At 71.4% G+C, this 17,510-nt stretch carries 18 protein-coding genes and 1 tRNA gene; 9 read left to right on the top strand and 10 right to left on the bottom strand.

The genetic code is table 11. The annotated features are described in order from the left end of the window. Positions 1 to 33: 33 nt before the first annotated feature. The 6 genes from ACILSK_RS19660 to ACILSK_RS19635 all read right to left on the bottom strand — a co-directional run bounded on the left by ACILSK_RS19660 (position 34) and on the right by ACILSK_RS19635 (position 4,961). A complete protein-coding gene (locus ACILSK_RS19660) occupies positions 34 to 789 on the bottom strand; it encodes a matrixin family metalloprotease (RefSeq protein ID WP_395728876.1) in 756 nt (251 codons plus the stop codon). A gap of 34 nt (positions 790 to 823) precedes the next feature. Continuing rightward, a complete protein-coding gene (locus ACILSK_RS19655; RefSeq protein ID WP_395728875.1) occupies positions 824 to 1,624 on the bottom strand; it encodes an SCO1664 family protein in 801 nt (266 codons plus the stop codon). After that, positions 1,617 to 2,177, bottom strand: coding sequence for a DUF3090 domain-containing protein (locus ACILSK_RS19650; protein WP_395728874.1), 561 nt, complete (start codon positions 2,175 to 2,177; stop codon positions 1,617 to 1,619). The genes ACILSK_RS19655 and ACILSK_RS19650 overlap by 8 nt, the downstream gene beginning before the upstream one ends. Before the next feature lie 29 nt (positions 2,178 to 2,206). Continuing rightward, positions 2,207 to 2,929 carry an MSMEG_4193 family putative phosphomutase gene (locus ACILSK_RS19645; RefSeq protein ID WP_395728954.1) on the bottom strand — a complete coding sequence of 241 codons (723 nt, stop codon included), beginning with the start codon at positions 2,927 to 2,929 and terminating at the stop codon, positions 2,207 to 2,209. Positions 2,930 to 3,069: 140 nt separating this feature from the next. Further along, entirely contained in the window at positions 3,070 to 3,912 is an 843-nt protein-coding gene (locus ACILSK_RS19640; RefSeq protein WP_395728873.1) for an undecaprenyl-diphosphate phosphatase, read from the bottom strand. Next, a complete protein-coding gene (locus tag ACILSK_RS19635) occupies positions 3,909 to 4,961 on the bottom strand; it encodes an LLM class F420-dependent oxidoreductase (protein WP_395728953.1) in 1,053 nt (350 codons plus the stop codon). Before ACILSK_RS19635 ends, ACILSK_RS19640 begins: the two co-directional genes overlap by 4 nt. A 170-nt stretch (positions 4,962 to 5,131) precedes the next feature. On the opposite strand from ACILSK_RS19635, the gene ACILSK_RS19630 reads away from it, so the two are divergent. After that, a complete protein-coding gene (locus ACILSK_RS19630; protein ID WP_395728872.1) occupies positions 5,132 to 6,055 on the top strand; it encodes an aldo/keto reductase in 924 nt (307 codons plus the stop codon). A gap of 533 nt (positions 6,056 to 6,588) precedes the next feature. On the opposite strand, the gene ACILSK_RS19625 is transcribed toward ACILSK_RS19630, so the two are convergent. Further along, the gene (locus ACILSK_RS19625; RefSeq protein WP_395728871.1) at positions 6,589 to 7,431 is read right to left on the bottom strand and encodes a type IV toxin-antitoxin system AbiEi family antitoxin; all 843 of its coding nucleotides are present in this window, start codon (positions 7,429 to 7,431) and stop codon (positions 6,589 to 6,591) included. 725 nt (positions 7,432 to 8,156) lie between these two features. On the opposite strand from ACILSK_RS19625, the gene ACILSK_RS19620 reads away from it, so the two are divergent. From ACILSK_RS19620 to ACILSK_RS19605, 4 genes are read left to right on the top strand one after another with little or no spacing between them, the layout of a single operon-like run. Further along, the gene (locus tag ACILSK_RS19620) at positions 8,157 to 10,103 is read left to right on the top strand and encodes an AAA family ATPase (RefSeq protein WP_395728870.1); all 1,947 of its coding nucleotides are present in this window, start codon (positions 8,157 to 8,159) and stop codon (positions 10,101 to 10,103) included. Positions 10,104 to 10,110: 7 nt separating this feature from the next. Next, positions 10,111 to 10,401, top strand: coding sequence for a DUF5703 family protein (locus ACILSK_RS19615; RefSeq protein WP_395728869.1), 291 nt, complete (start codon positions 10,111 to 10,113; stop codon positions 10,399 to 10,401). Between the two features lie 9 nt (positions 10,402 to 10,410). Next, positions 10,411 to 11,160, top strand: a complete 750-nt coding sequence (locus ACILSK_RS19610) for an AzlC family ABC transporter permease (RefSeq protein WP_395728868.1) — start codon at positions 10,411 to 10,413, stop codon at positions 11,158 to 11,160. Continuing rightward, on the top strand, positions 11,157 to 11,471 hold the full coding sequence (locus ACILSK_RS19605; protein WP_395728867.1) for an AzlD domain-containing protein: 315 nt from the start codon (positions 11,157 to 11,159) through the stop codon (positions 11,469 to 11,471). Before ACILSK_RS19610 ends, ACILSK_RS19605 begins: the two co-directional genes overlap by 4 nt. A 131-nt stretch (positions 11,472 to 11,602) precedes the next feature. Here the strand turns inward: ACILSK_RS19605 and ACILSK_RS19600 are convergent, their stop codons facing one another. Next, positions 11,603 to 12,925, bottom strand: coding sequence for a M20/M25/M40 family metallo-hydrolase (locus ACILSK_RS19600; protein ID WP_395728952.1), 1,323 nt, complete (start codon positions 12,923 to 12,925; stop codon positions 11,603 to 11,605). A 99-nt stretch (positions 12,926 to 13,024) separates the two neighbouring features. Here ACILSK_RS19600 and ACILSK_RS19595 point away from each other — a divergent pair. Both ACILSK_RS19595 and ACILSK_RS19590 read left to right on the top strand, forming a co-directional pair. Then, a tRNA-Leu gene (locus ACILSK_RS19595) sits at positions 13,025 to 13,107 on the top strand. Positions 13,108 to 13,185: 78 nt separating this feature from the next. Continuing rightward, positions 13,186 to 14,523, top strand: a complete 1,338-nt coding sequence (locus ACILSK_RS19590; RefSeq protein WP_395728866.1) for a tyrosine-type recombinase/integrase — start codon at positions 13,186 to 13,188, stop codon at positions 14,521 to 14,523. Between the two features lie 6 nt (positions 14,524 to 14,529). Here the strand turns inward: ACILSK_RS19590 and ACILSK_RS19585 are convergent, their stop codons facing one another. Continuing rightward, the gene (locus ACILSK_RS19585; RefSeq protein ID WP_395728865.1) at positions 14,530 to 14,736 is read right to left on the bottom strand and encodes a hypothetical protein; all 207 of its coding nucleotides are present in this window, start codon (positions 14,734 to 14,736) and stop codon (positions 14,530 to 14,532) included. A gap of 322 nt (positions 14,737 to 15,058) precedes the next feature. Here ACILSK_RS19585 and ACILSK_RS19580 point away from each other — a divergent pair, with 322 nt between their 5' ends. Next, positions 15,059 to 16,153: a site-specific integrase gene (locus ACILSK_RS19580; protein ID WP_395728864.1), complete on the top strand. Its 1,095-nt coding sequence runs from the start codon at positions 15,059 to 15,061 to the stop codon at positions 16,151 to 16,153. 95 nt (positions 16,154 to 16,248) lie between these two features. Continuing rightward, on the top strand, positions 16,249 to 17,055 hold the full coding sequence (locus tag ACILSK_RS19575) for a hypothetical protein (protein WP_395728863.1): 807 nt from the start codon (positions 16,249 to 16,251) through the stop codon (positions 17,053 to 17,055). On the opposite strand, the gene ACILSK_RS19570 is transcribed toward ACILSK_RS19575, so the two are convergent. Then, a partial coding sequence (locus tag ACILSK_RS19570) for a hypothetical protein (RefSeq protein WP_395728862.1) occupies positions 17,034 to 17,510 on the bottom strand: 477 nt, incomplete at its 5' end. The two genes, ACILSK_RS19575 and ACILSK_RS19570, sit on opposite strands and share 22 nt — an antisense overlap.

Here is a 17,510-nt window from a genome sequence, read left to right as displayed (position 1 = left end):
CTCCGTCTGCGCCGACGATCGAGTGCCGGGAACCTACAACGCCGACGACGGGTCGGAGCGCGTGTGCGCGACCCCGGGCACCACATGCCGGTTGGCGTGCAGGACCGCCTCCTGCCAGGGATGGAGCCGGGTACCGCGCACACCGTCCGGTGGCGACGACTGTGGGAACATCAAGTTCCTAGGGTCCCGCACGTGCGGCAGGTTCAACGCATGCCCCAGCTCATGGACCAGCACCGTTTCGTCGTAGGTGCCCGAGTTCGACCGGTCGAACAGCGACGCCTGCACGATCACCCAGTCCGCGCTGATGCCCAGCGAACAGCCGGTCGTCCGGCCGGCGATCTCCCGGACCACGACCACCGTGACCGGGGTGCCGACGACCGCCGCGGACACGTTGACCGGAGCCTGATGCCGCCGGTAGAACTCGGTCCGGCCCAGGACGTCGTCCAGCAGCAGCCGCTTATTGGCCCGGGGGTCCAGCGCGCGGGACGGCGCCGGTTCGTCGATCACCTGCAGCCGGGCGACCCGCACCCGGATGTCGGCCTGCTCCCGCAGCACCTCGTCCGCGGTCCGCAGCGACGGCTGCACCTGGGCCGGCGCGCAGAGCGGCCGCCCCTTTTCGTCGGACAGGATGACCACATGGACCCGCAGGGTGGCCGGGCCGACGTCCTGCCCGGTCACCGCAGCCCGGACGGTGTCGGCGGCGGTCAGCACCCCGTTCGCCGCGTCCAGGGCCAGCCCACCCACCGCGCGGGTGGCGGTGCGACCGAGGTTGGCCAGCACCTTGCTCATGGTGCCGCCCCCCGGTCATCGTGCCGCTCCCCGGTCATAGTGGCGGCCACGGGATCGGGGTGCGGTGCCCCGGCGGTGTGGGGTACTTCTTCGTCGTCGTCAGGCGCTCGATCCGGCGGTGTAACGCGGCCATCTCCGTCGTGGTGATCAGCTCGTCCAACTGCTCGCCGAGGGTCCCGTCGAGTTCCCGGTGCAGCCGGGCCAGGCCGTCCAGCACCGCGCCGGGCAACGGCTTCCCCGCCCACCCCCACAGGATCGTCCGGAGCTTGTCGTCCTGGTGGAAACACAAGCCGTGGTCGACGCCGAGGATCTTTCCGTCCGGGGTGGGCAGGACGTGGGACCCCTTGCGGTCGGCGTTGTTCACCACGACGTCGAAGCCGGCGAGCACCGCCAGAGCCGGATTGTCGGCGTGCACGACGGCGACGTCGTTGCCCGTCACATCCACCGCCCGCATCACCGGCAACCAGCCGTCGGGCACCTTGCGGATCGGGACCAGGTCGACCATCAGGTCGGGGTCGCAGTCGGCGATCCAGCGCTGCACCATGCCCGGCCCGTAGGGACCGTCGCGGATGATCGTCAACGGCACGCAGTCCCAGCCGGCGGCCGCGGAGACCAGGTAGGCGGCCAGTTCGCGCTCGGCCAGCGTGCCGTCCGGGAAGTCCCAGAGCGGGCGCTCGCCGCGAACCGGCTTGTAGATGCAGTCCACCGACGCGCCGTCCAGGGTTGCCGTGCCCAGCAGGGTCAGGTTGGACGCGTCGGACAACCGCCCGGTGACGCTGATCTGTCCCTGCCGCAGGACGTCGCCGATGACGTCCGCCGGGTCGTCGTCAGGCAAGGGCCCCGCGGTGGTAGCCGTTGAGCCGCGGGCAGATGTGGCCATCGGGGTCCAGCGGGTTGCTGCACAGCGGGCACGGCGGCCGGCCGGCGGCGACGACCTGCTCGGCGTGTTTGGCGAAGTCGCGGGCGGCGGCCAGCGACAGGAACACCCGTAGCGCGTCCGGACCGTCCTCCCGGTCCTCCAGGACGATGTCCTCGCCGACCTCCTCCTCGGACAGCGCCAGGAGTTCGACGATCACCTGCGAGCCCTCGCCGTCCCAGGCCAGGCCCATGGTGCCGACCCGGAACTCGGCGTCCACCGGGGTGGTCAGGCTCAGCTCGGGGTCACCGGCGCCGCCCGGATCGGCCTGCGCCCCGAACCGCCGGGCGACCTCGGTGATCAGCGAACCGAGGCGGTCGGCGAGTACCGCGACCTGCTGCTTCTCGCAGGAAACGGACAGGATCCGGCGCCCGTCGACGACCTGCAGGAAGAACTCGCGTTCGCCGGGTTGCCCGATGGTCCCGGCGAGGAACCGTTCGGGTGAGCGGAAGACATGGATCTGACGCGGCATGGCGGTCCCGAGCTTAGTCGTCGTGGGGATCAGCGGGTGACGCCACCAGGCACGGCGTCCGAGGAGTGGTCGGAGCCGCCTCCGGCGGCCGGCCGTTCCGGCGGGGTCGACTCGTCCGTCGGGGCCGTCGCGGGCGGCGGCTTGGCCAGGATCGGATCGCCGGTGTCGTTGATGCGCTCGACGAACGGTCGCAGCGGGGTGTAGCGAACCACCGACACCGACGACGGGGCGACCACGATGCGTTGGAAGGCGTCCAGATGCAGGCCCAGGGCGTCGGCCAGGATCGCCTTGATGACGTCGCCGTGCGAGCAGACCAGCACGGTCTGATCGGCGACGGCGGCGCGTTCGATGCTGCGGATCGCGTCGACCGCCCGGGCCGACATCTCGGCCAGACCCTCTCCGCCCGGAAACACCGCCGCCGAGGGATGGGCCTGCACGACCCGCCACAGCGGCTCGTGCAGCAGGTCCTTCAGTTCCCGCCCGGACCAGCTGCCGTAGTCCACCTCGAGCAACCGGTCGTCGGTCTCCACACTTACGCCCAGCTCGTCGGCGAGCGGGGCCAGCGTCTGCCGGCACCGTTCCAGGGGCGAGGAGATCACCCGGTCGATGGTGATGTCGCGCAGTCGCCCGGCCAGGTTGGCCGCCTGCCGGTGGCCTTGCTCGTCCAGCTCCACCCCCGGGGTGCGGCCGGCGAGGGTGCCCGCGGCGTTGGAAGTGGAGCGGCCGTGCCGGACGAGCAGCACCGTGAGCACCGGCGGCCGCTCGTCCTGCTTGCTCGGCCCGTCCTGCTTGCCCGTCGGCTCGTCCTGCTTGCCCGGCTCGTCGTTCTTGGCCGTGGGCCCGCCCGGTTCGCCCGCCGTCCCGGGTGGCCGGTCGGTCGTCGGGTCCGCGCTCACGTGCGGACCCCGGTGGCGGTCAGAAAGCCGGTGGTGAGCATGACGATGAGCACCGCGGCCAAGGCGAACCGGTACCAGACGAACACCCGGATGCTGTGCTTGCCGACGAATCTCAGCATCCAGGCCACGGTGAAGTAGGCGACGACGAAGCTGACGGCGGTGCCGACCAGGGTCAGCCCGATGCCCACTCCCCCGGTCTTCACCGCGGCCGGGATCTCCAGCACCGCGGCGCCGGCCAGCGCCGGGATGCCGAGCAGGAAGCCGAACCGGGCTGCGGTGACCCGGTCGATGCCCAGCAGCAGGCCGGCCGAGATGGTGGCGCCGGAGCGGGAGACCCCGGGGATCAGGGCCAGCGCCTGGGTGCCGCCGATGATCAGTGCGTCCTTGAGACCGATGTCCTTCTCGTGCCGGTTCTGTTTCGCCAGCGCCTCCGCGACCAGCATGACGAAACCCCATGCGATCAGGGCGATCGCGACCACCCAGAGCGAGCGCAGCGGGCCCTCGATCAGGTTCTTGGCGGCCAGCCCGACGATGGCGATGGGCAACGAGCCGATGATCACCAGCCAGGCTTCGCGGTAGCTGGGGTCCGTGCGGTTCGCGGCATTGAACAGCCCGCGGAACCAGGCCAGGAGCAGCCGGGCGATGTCCTTGCGCAGGTACAGCACCAGGGCCGCGATCGCGCCGACCTGGATGACCGCGATGAACGCGGTGATGGACGGGTCGTCGATCTGCAGGCCCATCAGGCCGGCGACGATGGTCTGGTGCCCGGTGGAGGACACCGGCAGGAACTCGGTGAGGCCCTCGACGATGCCGAGGATGACCGCCTGGATCAGGGTCATCCGTCGACTCCGGCCCGCCGCGCGGCCGCCGCCACCGTGCTCAGCGTGGCGATCTTGCTGTCCAGGTCCCGGTCGAAGCAGCCGATGGCGACGGACGTGACGTGCGCGTCGACGAGCCGGTCGAGCCGTTCCGCGATCCGGTGTTCGTCGCCGAACAGGCCCGTCCGGTCCAGGAACTCATGCGGCACGGCGGCCGCGGCACCGGTGTAGTCCCGGGCCAGGAATCGCCGCTGCACCTCGTCGGCCTGCTCGCCGAACCCCATCGCCGTCGCCGTGCGGTGGTAGAAGTTCGTCTTCGGCGACCCCATCCCACCGATGTAGAGCGCGGCGTGACCACGGGCCCGGTCGGCCGCCCGGGCGGGGTCGGGGTGCACCGAGGTCGGGACGGTCACGCAGATGTCGATGTCCGCCGGGTCCCGGCCGGCGGCGCGCGCCGCATCCGCGATCCGGGTGATCGACCCACCCGCGGTCTCCGGATCGAAGAAGATGCCCAGCCACCCGTCGGCGATCCGGCCGGTCAGATCCAGGTTCTTCGGCCCGATGGCGGCCAGGTAGATCGGAATCTGCGGGCGCACCGGCTGCAACGACAGCACGAGCGACTTGCCCTCACCGCCGGGCAACGGGAGCGTGAAGTGCTCACCCCCGGCAGTGACCCGCCGCCGGGCGATGGCCTGGCGGACGATCTGGACGTATTCCTCGGTGCGGCCGATCGGGTCGGAGAACTTCACCCCGTGCCAGCCTTCGGACACCTGCGGCCCGGACACGCCCAGGCCGAGGTTGAACCGACCCTGGGAGACGGCGTCCAGGGTGGCCGCCGTCATCGCCGTCATGGCCGGGCTGCGTCCGGGAATCTGCAGGACCGCGGATCCGACGTCGATGCGGTGGGTGCGGGCCGCGACCGCGGCCAGCACGGTGACCGCATCCGATCCGTACGCCTCAGCCGCCCAGACGCAGTCGAAACCCAACGATTCGGCGGCCACGGCCAACGCCAGGTTGTCGGCGATCTCCTCCGCGGTGGTCGCGTAGCCCAGATTCAGGCCGATGCGCAGTCTGCGTGCCACTGATGCCGGTGCCCCTCGGATCGACGAACGACGGCCGGTCACCGGCCACGCTCGAATGTTGATTCTGCTGTCGCGCCGGGGTGCGGCGCCGCAGGGCCACGGTACCGGCCGTGCACCCGCGCCTCGGGCAACCGGCCGGTGTCGATAGGTTGACGGTCATGGACTTGCGCTACCTCGGGCGCAGCGGCCTGCAGGTCTCCCGGCTCGCGCTGGGCACCATGACCTGGGGCCGGGACACCGACACGGATGCGGCCGCCGCCGCGCTCGAGGCGTTCGTGGAGGCCGGCGGCACGCTCGTCGACACCGCCAACGTCTACGGCGACGGAGCGGCCGAGACGATCGTCGGCACGCTGGTGCCGTCCGTCGTGGCCCGGTCCGCGGTGCTGCTGGCCACCACCACGGTAGGCGCCGGCGGCGGCCGGGGACCGCTGCTCGCCGCGTTGGACGGCTCGCTCGCCCGGCTGGGTACCGATCACGTCGACCTCTGGCAGGTGCACGGCTTCGATTCGGGCGTGCCGTTCGAGGAGACCTGCTCGGCGTTGTCGCTGGCCGTGTCGTCCGGACGGTGCCGGTACGTCGGGGTGTCCGGGATGACCGGCTGGCAGGCCGCGACGCTGGCCGCCTGGATGCGGGCCGTCGGACCGGCGCCCCTGGTCTGTGCGCAGGCCGAATACTCGCTGCTGGACCGCTCCGGGGAAAGCATGCTGCACCCGGCGCTGGACGTACACGGGCTGGGCTTCCTGGCCTGGGCACCGCTCGGGCGTGGAGTGCTCACCGGCAAGTACCGGCATGGCACCCCGGCCGACTCGCGCGGGGCCTCCCCCCACTTCGCCCGCTACGTCGGCCGGCACCGCACCGACCAGGCGGCGCGGGTCGTCGAGGCGGTGGTGACGGCGGCCGACGGCCTGGGCACCTCGCCGCTGGCCGTCGCCTGCGCCTGGGTGCTCGGGCGCCCGGCCGTGACCTCCGTGGTCATCGGTGCCCGCGATCGCACCCAACTGCTCGCCTCCATCGGCGCGGAGTCGATGGAGCTCCCGGCCGAGATCCGCAGCGCGCTGGACGACGTGAGCGCGGGCGCGTAGGCGCCTCGCGGGCGCGGCGTGACGGTGCGGGTGCGGCTCGGCTCGGGCAGCACTTACTGCGGATGTCCGGCCGGGCTGGGGCCGGTGATTGTTCCGCAGCCGGGCATTCCCGCGGGCTGCCGGTTCGTGGGACGGGGCTGCGGATGTTCGGCCGGGCTGGGGCCCGTGGATGTTCCGCGGTCGGGCTCGCCTGCGGGTGGGCGGGCCTGCTGACGCGGAGGTGCGGATGTTCGGCCGGGCTGGGGCCCGTGGATGTTCCGCGGTCGGTTTCGCCTGCGGGTGGCTGGTTCGTGGAGGCGGGGCTGCGGATGTGCGGCCGGTGGATGTTCCGCGGTCGGGCTCGCCTGCGGGTGGGCGGGCCTGCTGACGCGGAGGTGCGGATGTTCGGCCGGGCTGGGGCCGGTGGATGTTCCGCAGTCAGGATCTCCCGCGGGGCTGCCGGTTCGTGGGGACGGGGCTGCGGATGTTCGGCCGGGTTGGGGCCGGTGGATGTTCCGCGGTCGCGTAGTCGCAGTGTTCAAGGGCGGCAGCGGTCAGGCGGCAACACTCGGCGAGGGCAGCGGACATTCCGCACCGCATCTCCGCGGCGCGCCCGACCAGCCGCGCTGGCGGAGCGCCAACCCCACCTGCGCGGCAGCGGCGCATGGTTCGCCGACGACGTCGCGCCACCCGAAGCGCAGTGTTGCCCGTCCGCTCACGATGGCGTCGTTGTCGCGGCGCATGTCCCGGAAGGCCTCCTCAACCGGATGCGCTTCTCGACCATCGAGCTCGACGATGAGACCCCATCGCCGGTACTCGACGTCGCGGAACCTTCGCCGTCCGCGCTCGTCGACGTCGACCAGGTTCCGCGCGCCGGTCGGCAGCCGGTGTGGCGCCTCGACCCGGCGCCGGTAGTGCGCCTCCAGCGGCGAGGCCACGCCCGACCGAGCGTCGGCCAGCACGTCGTAGATCAGCGATCGCTTGGGTTGCACGCTGCGGGCGGCCAGCGCTCCTTCGAGACGGCCCGCGGTGGTCTTTCCCCGCTGGACCGCGCGAAGGACGAGCGCAACGACCTCGTCCTCGGCGAGACGATTGCACTCGTCGAGCACCGACTCCTCTACCCGGATGCGGGGCGGCGCTGCCGCGGGGTGAATCGGCGGCTCCGGGCGGTTCAGGGCACGGCGGCGGTGCATGCGGACGTTGGCCGGCGGACTGACGCGGCGAGCCTCGGGGATGGAGATGTGCAGTGTTTCGGGCGCGCGATCGAGCACGCCGAACAGCCACAACGCGGTCGAGCAGCACGCAGCCGACCCTGGCCCGGCGTGCAGAAGCGCCGCCCACACCTGCTGGGACGCGTCGATCGGTCCGGTGAACGTGGCGTAGACGCCGGGGTGCACCCGTTGCCACCGTTCGTTGTCGACGTTCGCCGCGGCCTGAGCTCGGGTCAACCCGAGCTCGATCAGCTGCTGGCGACTGACGAGCCCGCCTTGCTCGTCGGCGACGGCACGCCAGGTCGGTTCGGAGGCAATCTTCCTGATCCGCATGACGACGATGGTGACGCCATCTCGCGGGAACTCTCCGAGTTGTCCACATTCGCGCGGCTTGACCGGTGCCCGGTCGCCAGGTGAAGCAATTGTCCACATTCTTGGCTCCAGCGACGGCGGCTCAATCCCGGGCCGCCGGGACCGGCATCCGGTGCGCGTCCGGGAGTGGGATCACCATCGCCGCGGATGTTCGGCCGGGCTGGGGCCGGTGGATGTTCCGCAGCCGAGCTCGCCTTCGGGTGACTGGTTCGGGGAGGCGGAGCTGCGGATGTTCGGCCGGGCTGGGGCCGGCAACTGTTCCGCGGTCGGCCGCGCCTGCGGGTGGACGGGCCTGCTGACGCGGGGCTGCGGATGTTCGGCCGGGCTGGAGCCGGTGGATGTTCCGCAGCCGGGCTCGCCGGCGGGGCGGACGGGCCTGCGGACGCGGCGCCGCGGATGTTCGGCCGGGCTGGAGCCGGTGGATGTTCCGCAGCATGGCCCGCCGGCGGTGCACTGCAGGCGGTGCCGGCGGAACCGAATCCGGCCCGCAGGAGGCGCATGGCGTCGCCGGGTGCCCACCGGCGGGTAGCCTGCCGGGCGTGCCCGACGTGTTTGCCGAGTTCTGCGCCGCCGGCCTGTGGCCGGGGGTCGGGCCGGGCCTGATCAAACAGTTCGACGCGGCCGGAATCCGCTCCCCCGCCGACGTGACCACGCCCAACCTGGCCGCGCTGCCCCGGATGACCGACCGTCGCGCCAGCCGGCTGCTGACCGGATTCATCGGCGCCGGGCAGCTCTACGACATCGCTGAACTCCTGGTGCCGGTGGAGATCCCGGCGCGCTGGGCGAACCGGCTGGCCGAGGCGCTGGGTGGGGACGCCCCGTCGGTCCTGCGGGAGGACCCGTGGCGGCTGCTCGCCGTCCTGCCCGACGCGACCGTCGCGCAGGCCGACCGGCTGGCCCGCGAGCTGCATCCGGAAGTCCGGCGGGACGACCCACGACGGGGCCGCGCCCTGGTGCAGTGGACGCTGGCCCGGCATGCCCGGGACGGCCACACCACGTCCCCCGCCTCCCTGGTCGCGCAGGGAATCCGGCCGTTCGGCGTCGACCCCGACCCGGCGATCGGCGCTGCCCTGCTGTCCGACGACGTGCTGTCGGTGCCCGCCCCGGACGGCGGCACGCAGGAACGGTGGCTTGCCCGCAAGCAGCTCGCCGACGCCGAGACGACCATCGCCGACGGGCTCGCCCGGCTGACCCGCACCGCGCAGACCCTGGCCGGTGAGCGGGCGATCAAACGGGCCGTCACCGACCTCGACGATGTGCAGTCCGGCGCCGTCACGCTCGCCGCCAAGCACGGGGTCAGCCTGCTCACCGGGGGTCCCGGCACGGGCAAGAGTCGCACCGTCGAAGCCATCGTCAAGCTGTGTTCCGAGGTGGGCGCGTCGATCGCGCTCGCCGCGCCCACCGGGCGAGCAGCCAAGCGGTTGGAGGAGCTGGCCGGTAGTGCCGCCTCGACGGTGCATCGGCTGCTCGAGGCGCGACCACCGGAGCAGGGGTCGACGCGCTACCTGTTCGACCGGGACGCCGACAACCCGATCGAGGCCAAGGTGATCGTGGTCGACGAAACGTCCATGCTGGACGTCGAACTCGGCGCCGCGCTGATCGCCGCGATCGCGGACGGGGTGCACCTGGTGATCGTCGGCGACCCGGCGCAACTGCCCTCGATCGGGCCGGGGCGGGTGCTGGGCGATCTGATCGACAGCGGGGCCATCCCCGTCACCGAGCTCACCCGGCTGTACCGGCAGGAGGAGGGCGGCACCATCGCCCGGCTGGCCACCGCGGTGCGGGCCGGTGAGCTGCCCGCCGTCGCCGATCCGACGCACGAGGTCGTCGTCGTCGGAGCCCGGGGCAGCGAGGAAGCCGCGCACCGGGTGGTGCAGGTCGTCACCGATTCGATCCCGCGGGTGTTCGCCTGCGAGGCCGATCAGATCCAGGTCGTCACGCCGGTGCATCGCGGGCCGGCCGGCACCCAGGCACTCAACCGGGCGCTCAAGGCCAAGCTGAATCCCGGGAATGGGACGGTCCGCGGGTTCGACGCCGGCGATCGGGTGGTGGCCACCGCCAACCACCTGGACGCCGAACCGACCGGGTACGCGAACGGCGAGGTCGGCACGGTGCTGACCTGCGGCGACAACACCCTGCGGGTGGCCTTCACCGGCGGCGAGGCGGAGATCAGCGGCAAGGCGTTGGGCGATCTGCTGCACGGGTGGGCCATCACCGTGCACCGCGCGCAGGGTTCGGAATGGGACGCGGTCGTCGCGGTGTTCCCGCCCGAGGCCGGCAGCATGCTCTCCCGTCCGCTGGTCTACACGGCCCTGACCCGGGCCCGCCGGCACCTGTCGATCGTTCATGCCGCCGGACCTGCGGTCGCCCGCGGCGTGCGGGAGGTGGGCTCGCTCCCCCGCCGGACCCGGCTGGCCGGGTTGCTGCGGGACGAGCTGGCCCCCACCCCCGTGCCGGCTCAGCTCCCGCTGACGAATTCGGCATGATGGTCGGATGTTCGGTTCCAGCGATGCCGGCGCGGAGGCGGCGGTCGGCGACGGCGAGACCGCCGGGGCGCCGACCCCCGCCGTCCGGCCGAGGTGGGCGCCCAGTGACGAGTTCGAGTACCAGCCGCTGCGCATCGATCCCCGCGTGTCCAGGTCGGCGGCCGCGTCGATGCTGGCCATCCGGGCCGAGTTCGCCGGGTGGGAATTGGCCCGGGTCCTCCGATTCCCGGACGGCACCCGCCGGGTCTGGTTGCGGCGCAAGCGCTCCCCCGCGCTGCTGCCCGACCTGATCCCCTAACGCAGCCCGGTGACCTCGGACGCCGCCTGGCGCTCGACCCGGTCGGCGGTGCTCCGGGATGCGGCCGGCGTGTCGATCGCGACCGGCGCGTACGCCATCTCCTTCGGCGCGATCGCGCTGGCCGGCGGGTTCGACCTGTGGCAGACGATGGCCCTGTCGTTGCTGATGTTCACGGGTGGCAGCCAGTTCGGGCTGGTCGGTGTGGTCGCCGCGGGCGGTGCCCCGCTGGCCGGCGCGGCGACCGCCATCATGCTCGGCGCCCGCAACGCCCTGTATGGGCTCCGGCTGACCGAGCTCCTGCAGCTGCGCGGCTGGCGCCGGTTGGCGGCCGCTCAGCTGATCATCGACGAGTCCACCGCGATGTCGATCGGGCGCGACTCGCATCGGGCTGCCCGGCTGGGCTTCTACGCCACCGGTCTGGGCGTCTTCGCGTTCTGGAACCTCGGCACGTTGATCGGTGTCGTCGGGGCGGCCTGGCTGGCCGACCCGCGGGCACTCGGCCTGGACGCGGCGGCGCCGGCGGCGTTCCTCGCGCTGCTCGCGCCCCGGCTTCGCGGTCGGGAGGCGTGGGCGATCGCGCTCGTCGCGGCGGTCGTTGCGGTGGTGACGGTGCCGTTCGTGCCGATCGGCTTCCCGGTGCTGATCGCCGCGCTGGTCGGGTTCGCCGCCGGGTTCCTCCCCGGACGCCCGGGCCCGCAGGCGTCCGGGGTCGACGAGGTCGTGGCCGAGATCGACCCGCCGGACGAGGACGACCGATGACGATCTGGATCGGCGTGCTCGTCGGCTGCCTGGGCTGTTACCTGCTCAAGCTGGCCGGCGTGTCCGTGCCCGAGTCGGTGCTGCAGCGGCCCCGGGTCCACCGGATCTCCGCACTGCTGCCGATCGTGCTGCTGTCCGCGCTGGTGGCGGTGCAGACGTTCTCCACCGGGTCCGCGCTGGTCCTCGACGCCCGCGCGGCCGGGTTGGCCGTCGCCGGAATCGCGGTCTGGCGGCGGGCGCCGTTCCTGGTCGTCGTCGGGCTGGCGGCGCTGACCACGGCCCTGGTCCGGCTCGCGTTCCCCGGCACCTGACCCCACCCGTTTCCGCGCGGATCATCTCGGTCTGCGCGGCTGAACTCGCCCCGAATGTGACGGCAGGGACGCGAGTCGATCAGTTCATCCGCGCGGCTGTCCACCGACCCGGCGGGGTACGGATTCACCCTTCAGCAGGTGCGGATCAGCCGATCCAGCACCCGCACGCCGAACTGCAGCGCGTCGACGGGAATTCGCTCGTCGACGCCATGGAACAGTGCGCTGAAGTCCAGATCGGCGGGCAGCCGCATCGGTGAGAAGCCGTACCCGGCGATGCCCAGCTTGTCGAACGCCTTGTTGTCCGTACCGCCGGACAGCATGTACGGGACGGCGACCCCCTGCGGGTCCTCGGCGGTCACTGCCGCCACCATCGCATCGACGAGCCGGCCTTCGAACGGGTATTCCAACGGCGGTTGCCACACCCAGTCGATCTCGATGCCGTCGCCGACGATCCGCGCCACCTCCTCCCGGAAGTGCTCCTGCTGACCGGGCAGCACCCGGCAATCGACCGTCGCCTCCGCCGTCGACGGGATCACGTTGGCCTTGTAGCCCGCCCGCAGCATCGTCGGGTTCGCGGTATTGCGCAGGGTCGCGTTGACGATGCGGGCGACGGGACCGATCTTGCCGACGGCGCCCTCCAGATCGTCCTCGGGGAATTCCAAACCGGTCAGCTCGTGCACCCGAGCCAGCAACGCGTCGACGGTCGCGGTGTGCACGATGGGGAACACATGCGTGCCCAGGCGGGTGACCGCGGCCGCGACCCGGCTGACCGCGTTGTCGTGGTTGACCATCGAACCGTGCCCGGCGGTGCCGGTCGCCTTGAGAGTCGCCCAGGCCACCCCCTTCTCGGCGGCGGCGACTAAGTAGGCGCGGCGCTCGTCGTCCAGTGGGATGGAGAAGCCGCCGACCTCGCTGATCGCCTCGGTGACGCCGGCGAACAGCTCCGGGTAGTTCTCGACCAGCCAGTGCGCGCCGAACGCCCCGCCGGCCTCCTCGTCCGACATGAACGAGAACACCAGATCCCGCGGCGGGGTCACGCCGTGCGCCCGGTACTGCCGAGCCAGGGCGACGGTCATCGCCACCATGCCCTTCATGTCCACCGCGCCGCGACCCCAGACGTAACCGTCCTGCACCGCGCCGGAAAACGGATCTACCGTCCACTCGGCCGCGTCGGCCGGCACGACGTCCACGTGACCGTGCAGCAGGAGCGCCGGCCGCGAGGGATCGGCCCCGGCCAAGCGGCAGATGACGTTCCCCCGCCCCGGGGTGGCCTCCAGGTAGGTCGTCTCGAAGCCGACCTCGTCCAGCTTGGCCTGCAGGTAACGGGCGGCCCGGGCTTCTCCGTCGCCGATCGTCGCCGGATCGCCGGTGTTCACCGACTCGATCTGGATCAGCTCACTGCACAGCTGGACGACCTCGTCCTGCGCGGCTGCCACGGCGTTGGCGGCTCGCATGGAGCCCGGCGGATCGGTGGAGGTCATGTCGTCATCCAAGCACCCGGGTATCGAGTAAGCTTGACCGTCGCAGCATCCCGCATGGATGTTGCGAACCCGGTCCGGGTGGCGGAATGGCAGACGCGCTAGCTTGAGGTGCTAGTGCCCGCAAGGGCGTGGGGGTTCAAGTCCCCCCTCGGACACCCCTCTGACCTGCGGAAACGTAAGGCAGATGCCCATCAAATCGCAGAACGTGCCCATCAGCCCTAGCATCGATGGGCATGGCGACGATCGAGGACTACCGCACCCGCCGAGGAGAGCCGCGGCTGCGGGTGCGATGGCAGCAACGAACGACCGACGGAATAGTCCGCCAATCAATGACTTTCGCCGAGCGGGTCGATGCCGAACGGTTCATGCGAATGCTGGACGCCTTCGGTGGCGACGGCGAGAAGGCCTCGGCTGCGGTCGGCGGGGCCAACATGGCCATCAAGACAGTGCGGGAGGTCATGCTCGCCTACATCGAGGCCAACCATCGTGCCGCCCCTGCGCAGCTGCGCAAGTACCGCAACCAGGTCCGGGATCACTTCGACGATACGTTGGGCCATACACCGATCGACCGAGTCGATGCCGATGCGATTCAGGGCTGGGTCGGACGTATGCGCGCCAAGCAGGTGGGTCACGCCAACTCGCAGCCCCGGAAGACGCACGTGCATCCCGTCCGCGCCGGGAGATCCCGCGTCGTTGATCAGGACCGCTTGCTGTCGCCCAAGACCATCCGGAACATCCATGGTCTGCTGTCCGCCTCAATGGAGTGGGCTGTGCAACGTAGCCTGCGGGCGGACAACCCCTGCAAGGGGGTGTCGTTGCCGCGGGTGGAAGAGGTGGGCGATGAGATGTGCCTGCTCACCCACGAAGAGTTCGACCTGCTGCATGATGCGATGTCGCCGCGGTACCAGTTGCTGCTGCGCACCATGGTCGGGACCGGACTTCGTTGGGGGGAGATCACTGCCCTGCAGGTGATGGACGTGCAGCAGTCGTCTGAGGTGGTCGCGCTACGCGTCAATAAGGCTTGGAAGAGGGACGGCGAGCAACAGCACTACGTCGGCTCGACGAAGACCAGCCGCAGCCGGCGGACGGTGTCGGTCGGCGAAACGCTCGGCCGCGACCTGCTCGCCCTCGCCGAAGGCAGGACGCCCGACGAACTGTTGTTCGTCAACGCCCGCGGGAGCCAGATCCGGCACAACACATTCTGGGAGACCAACTGGATCGCTGCAGTTCGGGCCGCGCAGAACCCAGCCGACCCCGGCCCGGTCCAGGCGAAGGCCGCCAGTGGAAAGCCGGCGAGACGGCGGGTTGCCGGTAAGCTGGTCGCTGGCAAGAAGGATGGAGCCGCGACGGTCGAGAAGTTGATCAAGACCCCGCGAATCCACGACCTGAGGCACACCCACGCCTCATGGATGATCGCTGCCGGGATCGACCTCATGGTGCTGCAACGCAGGCTCGGTCACGAGTCCGTGACCACTACCATCGACCGGTACAGCCATCTGATGCCCAGCCAGCACATCGAAGCCGCGCGGGTCGCCGAGCTGGCCGCGCAGCCGTCGAACCGGCGAACGTAGCAGGGGTCAGACGGCGGTCCGTTCGGGGATGAAGCCCGGCAGCACTTTCCGAGCTGCCCGGCGCGCAGCCTGCTCCGGACGCCCCGCCGCCTTCGCCGTCCGATAGACCGCGGCCGCCTCGGCCCGTCTCCCATCGGTGCCTGCCTCCGCGTCGTCGATCGGTTCCGGGTCGGCACGGGCGATCGAAATGGGGGTGATCGCGGCGAGATCCATCAGGGCGACCACGTCTGCGCGCCGGAACTTGATCTGATCCCGGCCGAAACGCAGGTGCGGAACCTTCCGCCTTCTGGCTTGCTCTCGCACCCACCATTCCGACGCCCCGATGAGCTGCGCAACCTCCTCCGGCCCGAGGGTCGCCAAGTCCCGCATCGGACTGTCGTCTGCCCGTGCACTCATCGCGAGCCGCTCGCCCCGTTGACGTCCATGGCAGTCTCATGCGCGGCAGCGGCCGGCCGGGCACGACGGCTATCCCACGGGGCAATCCCCGAGCTGACGGCATTGGGTCGGCCGGCCACCTCGCTGGCAGGATCGAGTGATGCCCTGTCCCTCGGTCCCAGCAAACGCGCCGCCGGTGATGTTGTCTGGGGCCACGTCCAGCGCTGAAGAGCTGTCACGGTTGGCCGATGGATTCCGCCGTGCCGCGCTGGCTGGCTCCACGATGACCGCTTACCGATCGGACTGGACCGACTTCCAACGTTGGTGCACATCGCACGGCGTCGACCCACTGCCTGCGGAGCCCGACGCCGTCGGCGCCTACCTGGCGAACCTGGCCGAGAAGGGGCGTGCTCCTTCCACGATCGGGCGCCGCCTGGCCGCGATTAACAAGGTCCATCAGTGGTCGGGTCACCCGCCGCCCGGGCAGCATCCCGCGGTCACCCTGACCCTTGACGGCATTCGGCGCAGCGTCGACCGACCGACCCGACGGATGGCGCCGCTGCTGCTCACCGACCTACGGATGATCCTGGACGGCATCGACACCGACAGCAGCCCGCGCGGCGCGATCGGCCGGCGGGACCGGCTGCTGCTGCTCGCCGGGTGGGCGCTGGCCTGTCGGCGTTCCGAACTGGTCGCCCTCCGAGTCGGCGACATCACCGTGGGCGCCGACGGGCTCACCGTTCGGATCCGCCGGTCTAAGACCGACCAGGTCGGCGCCGGACATGTGAAGGCGTTGCCGGTCGGGAGCCTCGTCCTGACCTGCCCGCTCTGCGCGTACACCGACTGGCGTCGGTTGATCGACGACGCCGACCGCCGAGGGAGGGTAGGCCTTCTCGCCGCCCTGGAACGACCGGCCGCCCGGACCAGTCACGACCACGACGTACCCGTCGGCGACGACCTGGACCCGGATCGGCCGCTGTTGCGCGGCATCCGGGCCGGCGGACACCTGACCGGCCCGATCACCGGGCACGCGGTCAACCTGGTCGTCAAGCGACGACTCCCCCAGGCCCTGGACGCCGCACGGTTCGGCGCGCACTCGTTGCGGGCCGGGTTCGTCACCGAGGCGGCCAGGCGAGGCGCGGACAACCGGTCGATCCGGCGGCAGACCGCGCAGAGCAGCGACCGGGTCGTCGAGGCCTACATTCGCGAACACGCCCCGTTGATCGGCAACGCGGTCGCCGACGTCGGCCTATGACCGGTCGGTCGCCCGACCTGGACCAGGGATGGGCGTTGTACCGGGACTGGTGCCTAGCGACTGGCCGGGAGCCTCTGCCGACCGACCCAGACCTGTTGGCCGCGTTCGACGCCCGTTTCCCCGCTGCCCCGGCCACCGTGCTGCGGCGTCGCCGGGAGGTGCTGCGCGCACACCGCGCGGCCGGGCATCCGCCCCCGCCGTCGAGGAGTGAGCCGGCGGCCGACCCCGGCGCGACGTCGGTGCTCGGCTCGATCCAGGTCCGGGGCTGGCCCGATGGTGTGAGCGGTCGACGCGACGCGTTCCTGATCGTGATGCGGGCGCACCTGACCCGCCCGGAGCTGGCCCGGGCCGACGCGGTGGCAGTGTTGGCCGTCTTGGCGGACACCACGCTGGGCACCGAGCCTGGCGGCTGCTTGCGCTGTGGTCTCACTCGATGGCTGCGGGTGCTGGCCGTCGCCTCTGTCGGCGGGTGGCGATCCGTGCAGCGTCGGATGGCCGGCCAGTTTCCCGCGGCGGCCGCCGACGAATCGGAGCACGACTGCCAGCGGCCGCTTCGACCGGGTTGGCGGCTGATGCCGCTACTGCCGGCGGTCGACCGGCACGGCAACGTGGATGTGACGGGCCCGATCAGTGGACGCGCCATCACCGCTGCCACCTCCCGGCGGCGGCAGAGTCACACGAACGCTTCGACCGGGACCCGGTTGATTGAGCCACCCCTATCACCGGTGGTGCATGGGCCAAAGCAGGTTGTATGGGACCGGGCCGACACCTTGCGAGACCTGCACTGGTTGGACCGCCGGCTGGACCACCTGGAAGTTCTGGTCGCCGATTTGGACGCAGCCGTCACCGCAGCGAACCGGGTGGCTGCCGGCCCGACCGGTCAGGTTGACGGCACCGGCTGATCGGCGATCTTCTCCAGCAGCGGCCAGTACTCGTCGCGGATGCTGACCAGGCGGTCAGCGATCTGGGCGACCGGGCCGATCAGCAACGCCTGCTTGTCCTCACCGATCTGCTCGATCCGCGCCAGCACGCCCCGCCACCAATGCAGCTCCGACTGCTGACCCGACGGCTGGGGTAGGGCCCGGAAGTACAGGGCGCCCAGTTCCGCGACGGTCGCCGCCCCCTGCAGCGCGGATCGATCCGAATCGCACTCGGGCATCGAATGACAGTCCGAGAGCAGGCTATCCGCTCCCGCCGCCCAGCTGATCGTTCGGACCGCGGCCAGGTTCGTCAGCGCGTAATCCATGGCCCAGTCCGGGTTGCCCTGCGCGACCTCCTGGTCCAGCAGGAACTCCGACAGGTCGACGCTGTCCAGGGCTTCGTCGGGGTCGCCGGCCAACCAGTCGGCGACCCGGGC

It is taken from the genome of Nakamurella sp. (assembly GCF_044224575.1).
Classification (GTDB): Bacteria; Actinomycetota; Actinomycetes; order Mycobacteriales; family Nakamurellaceae; genus Nakamurella.
Note: the sequence above shows the minus strand (reverse complement) of the source record. Positions and strands in the feature narration are given on the sequence as shown.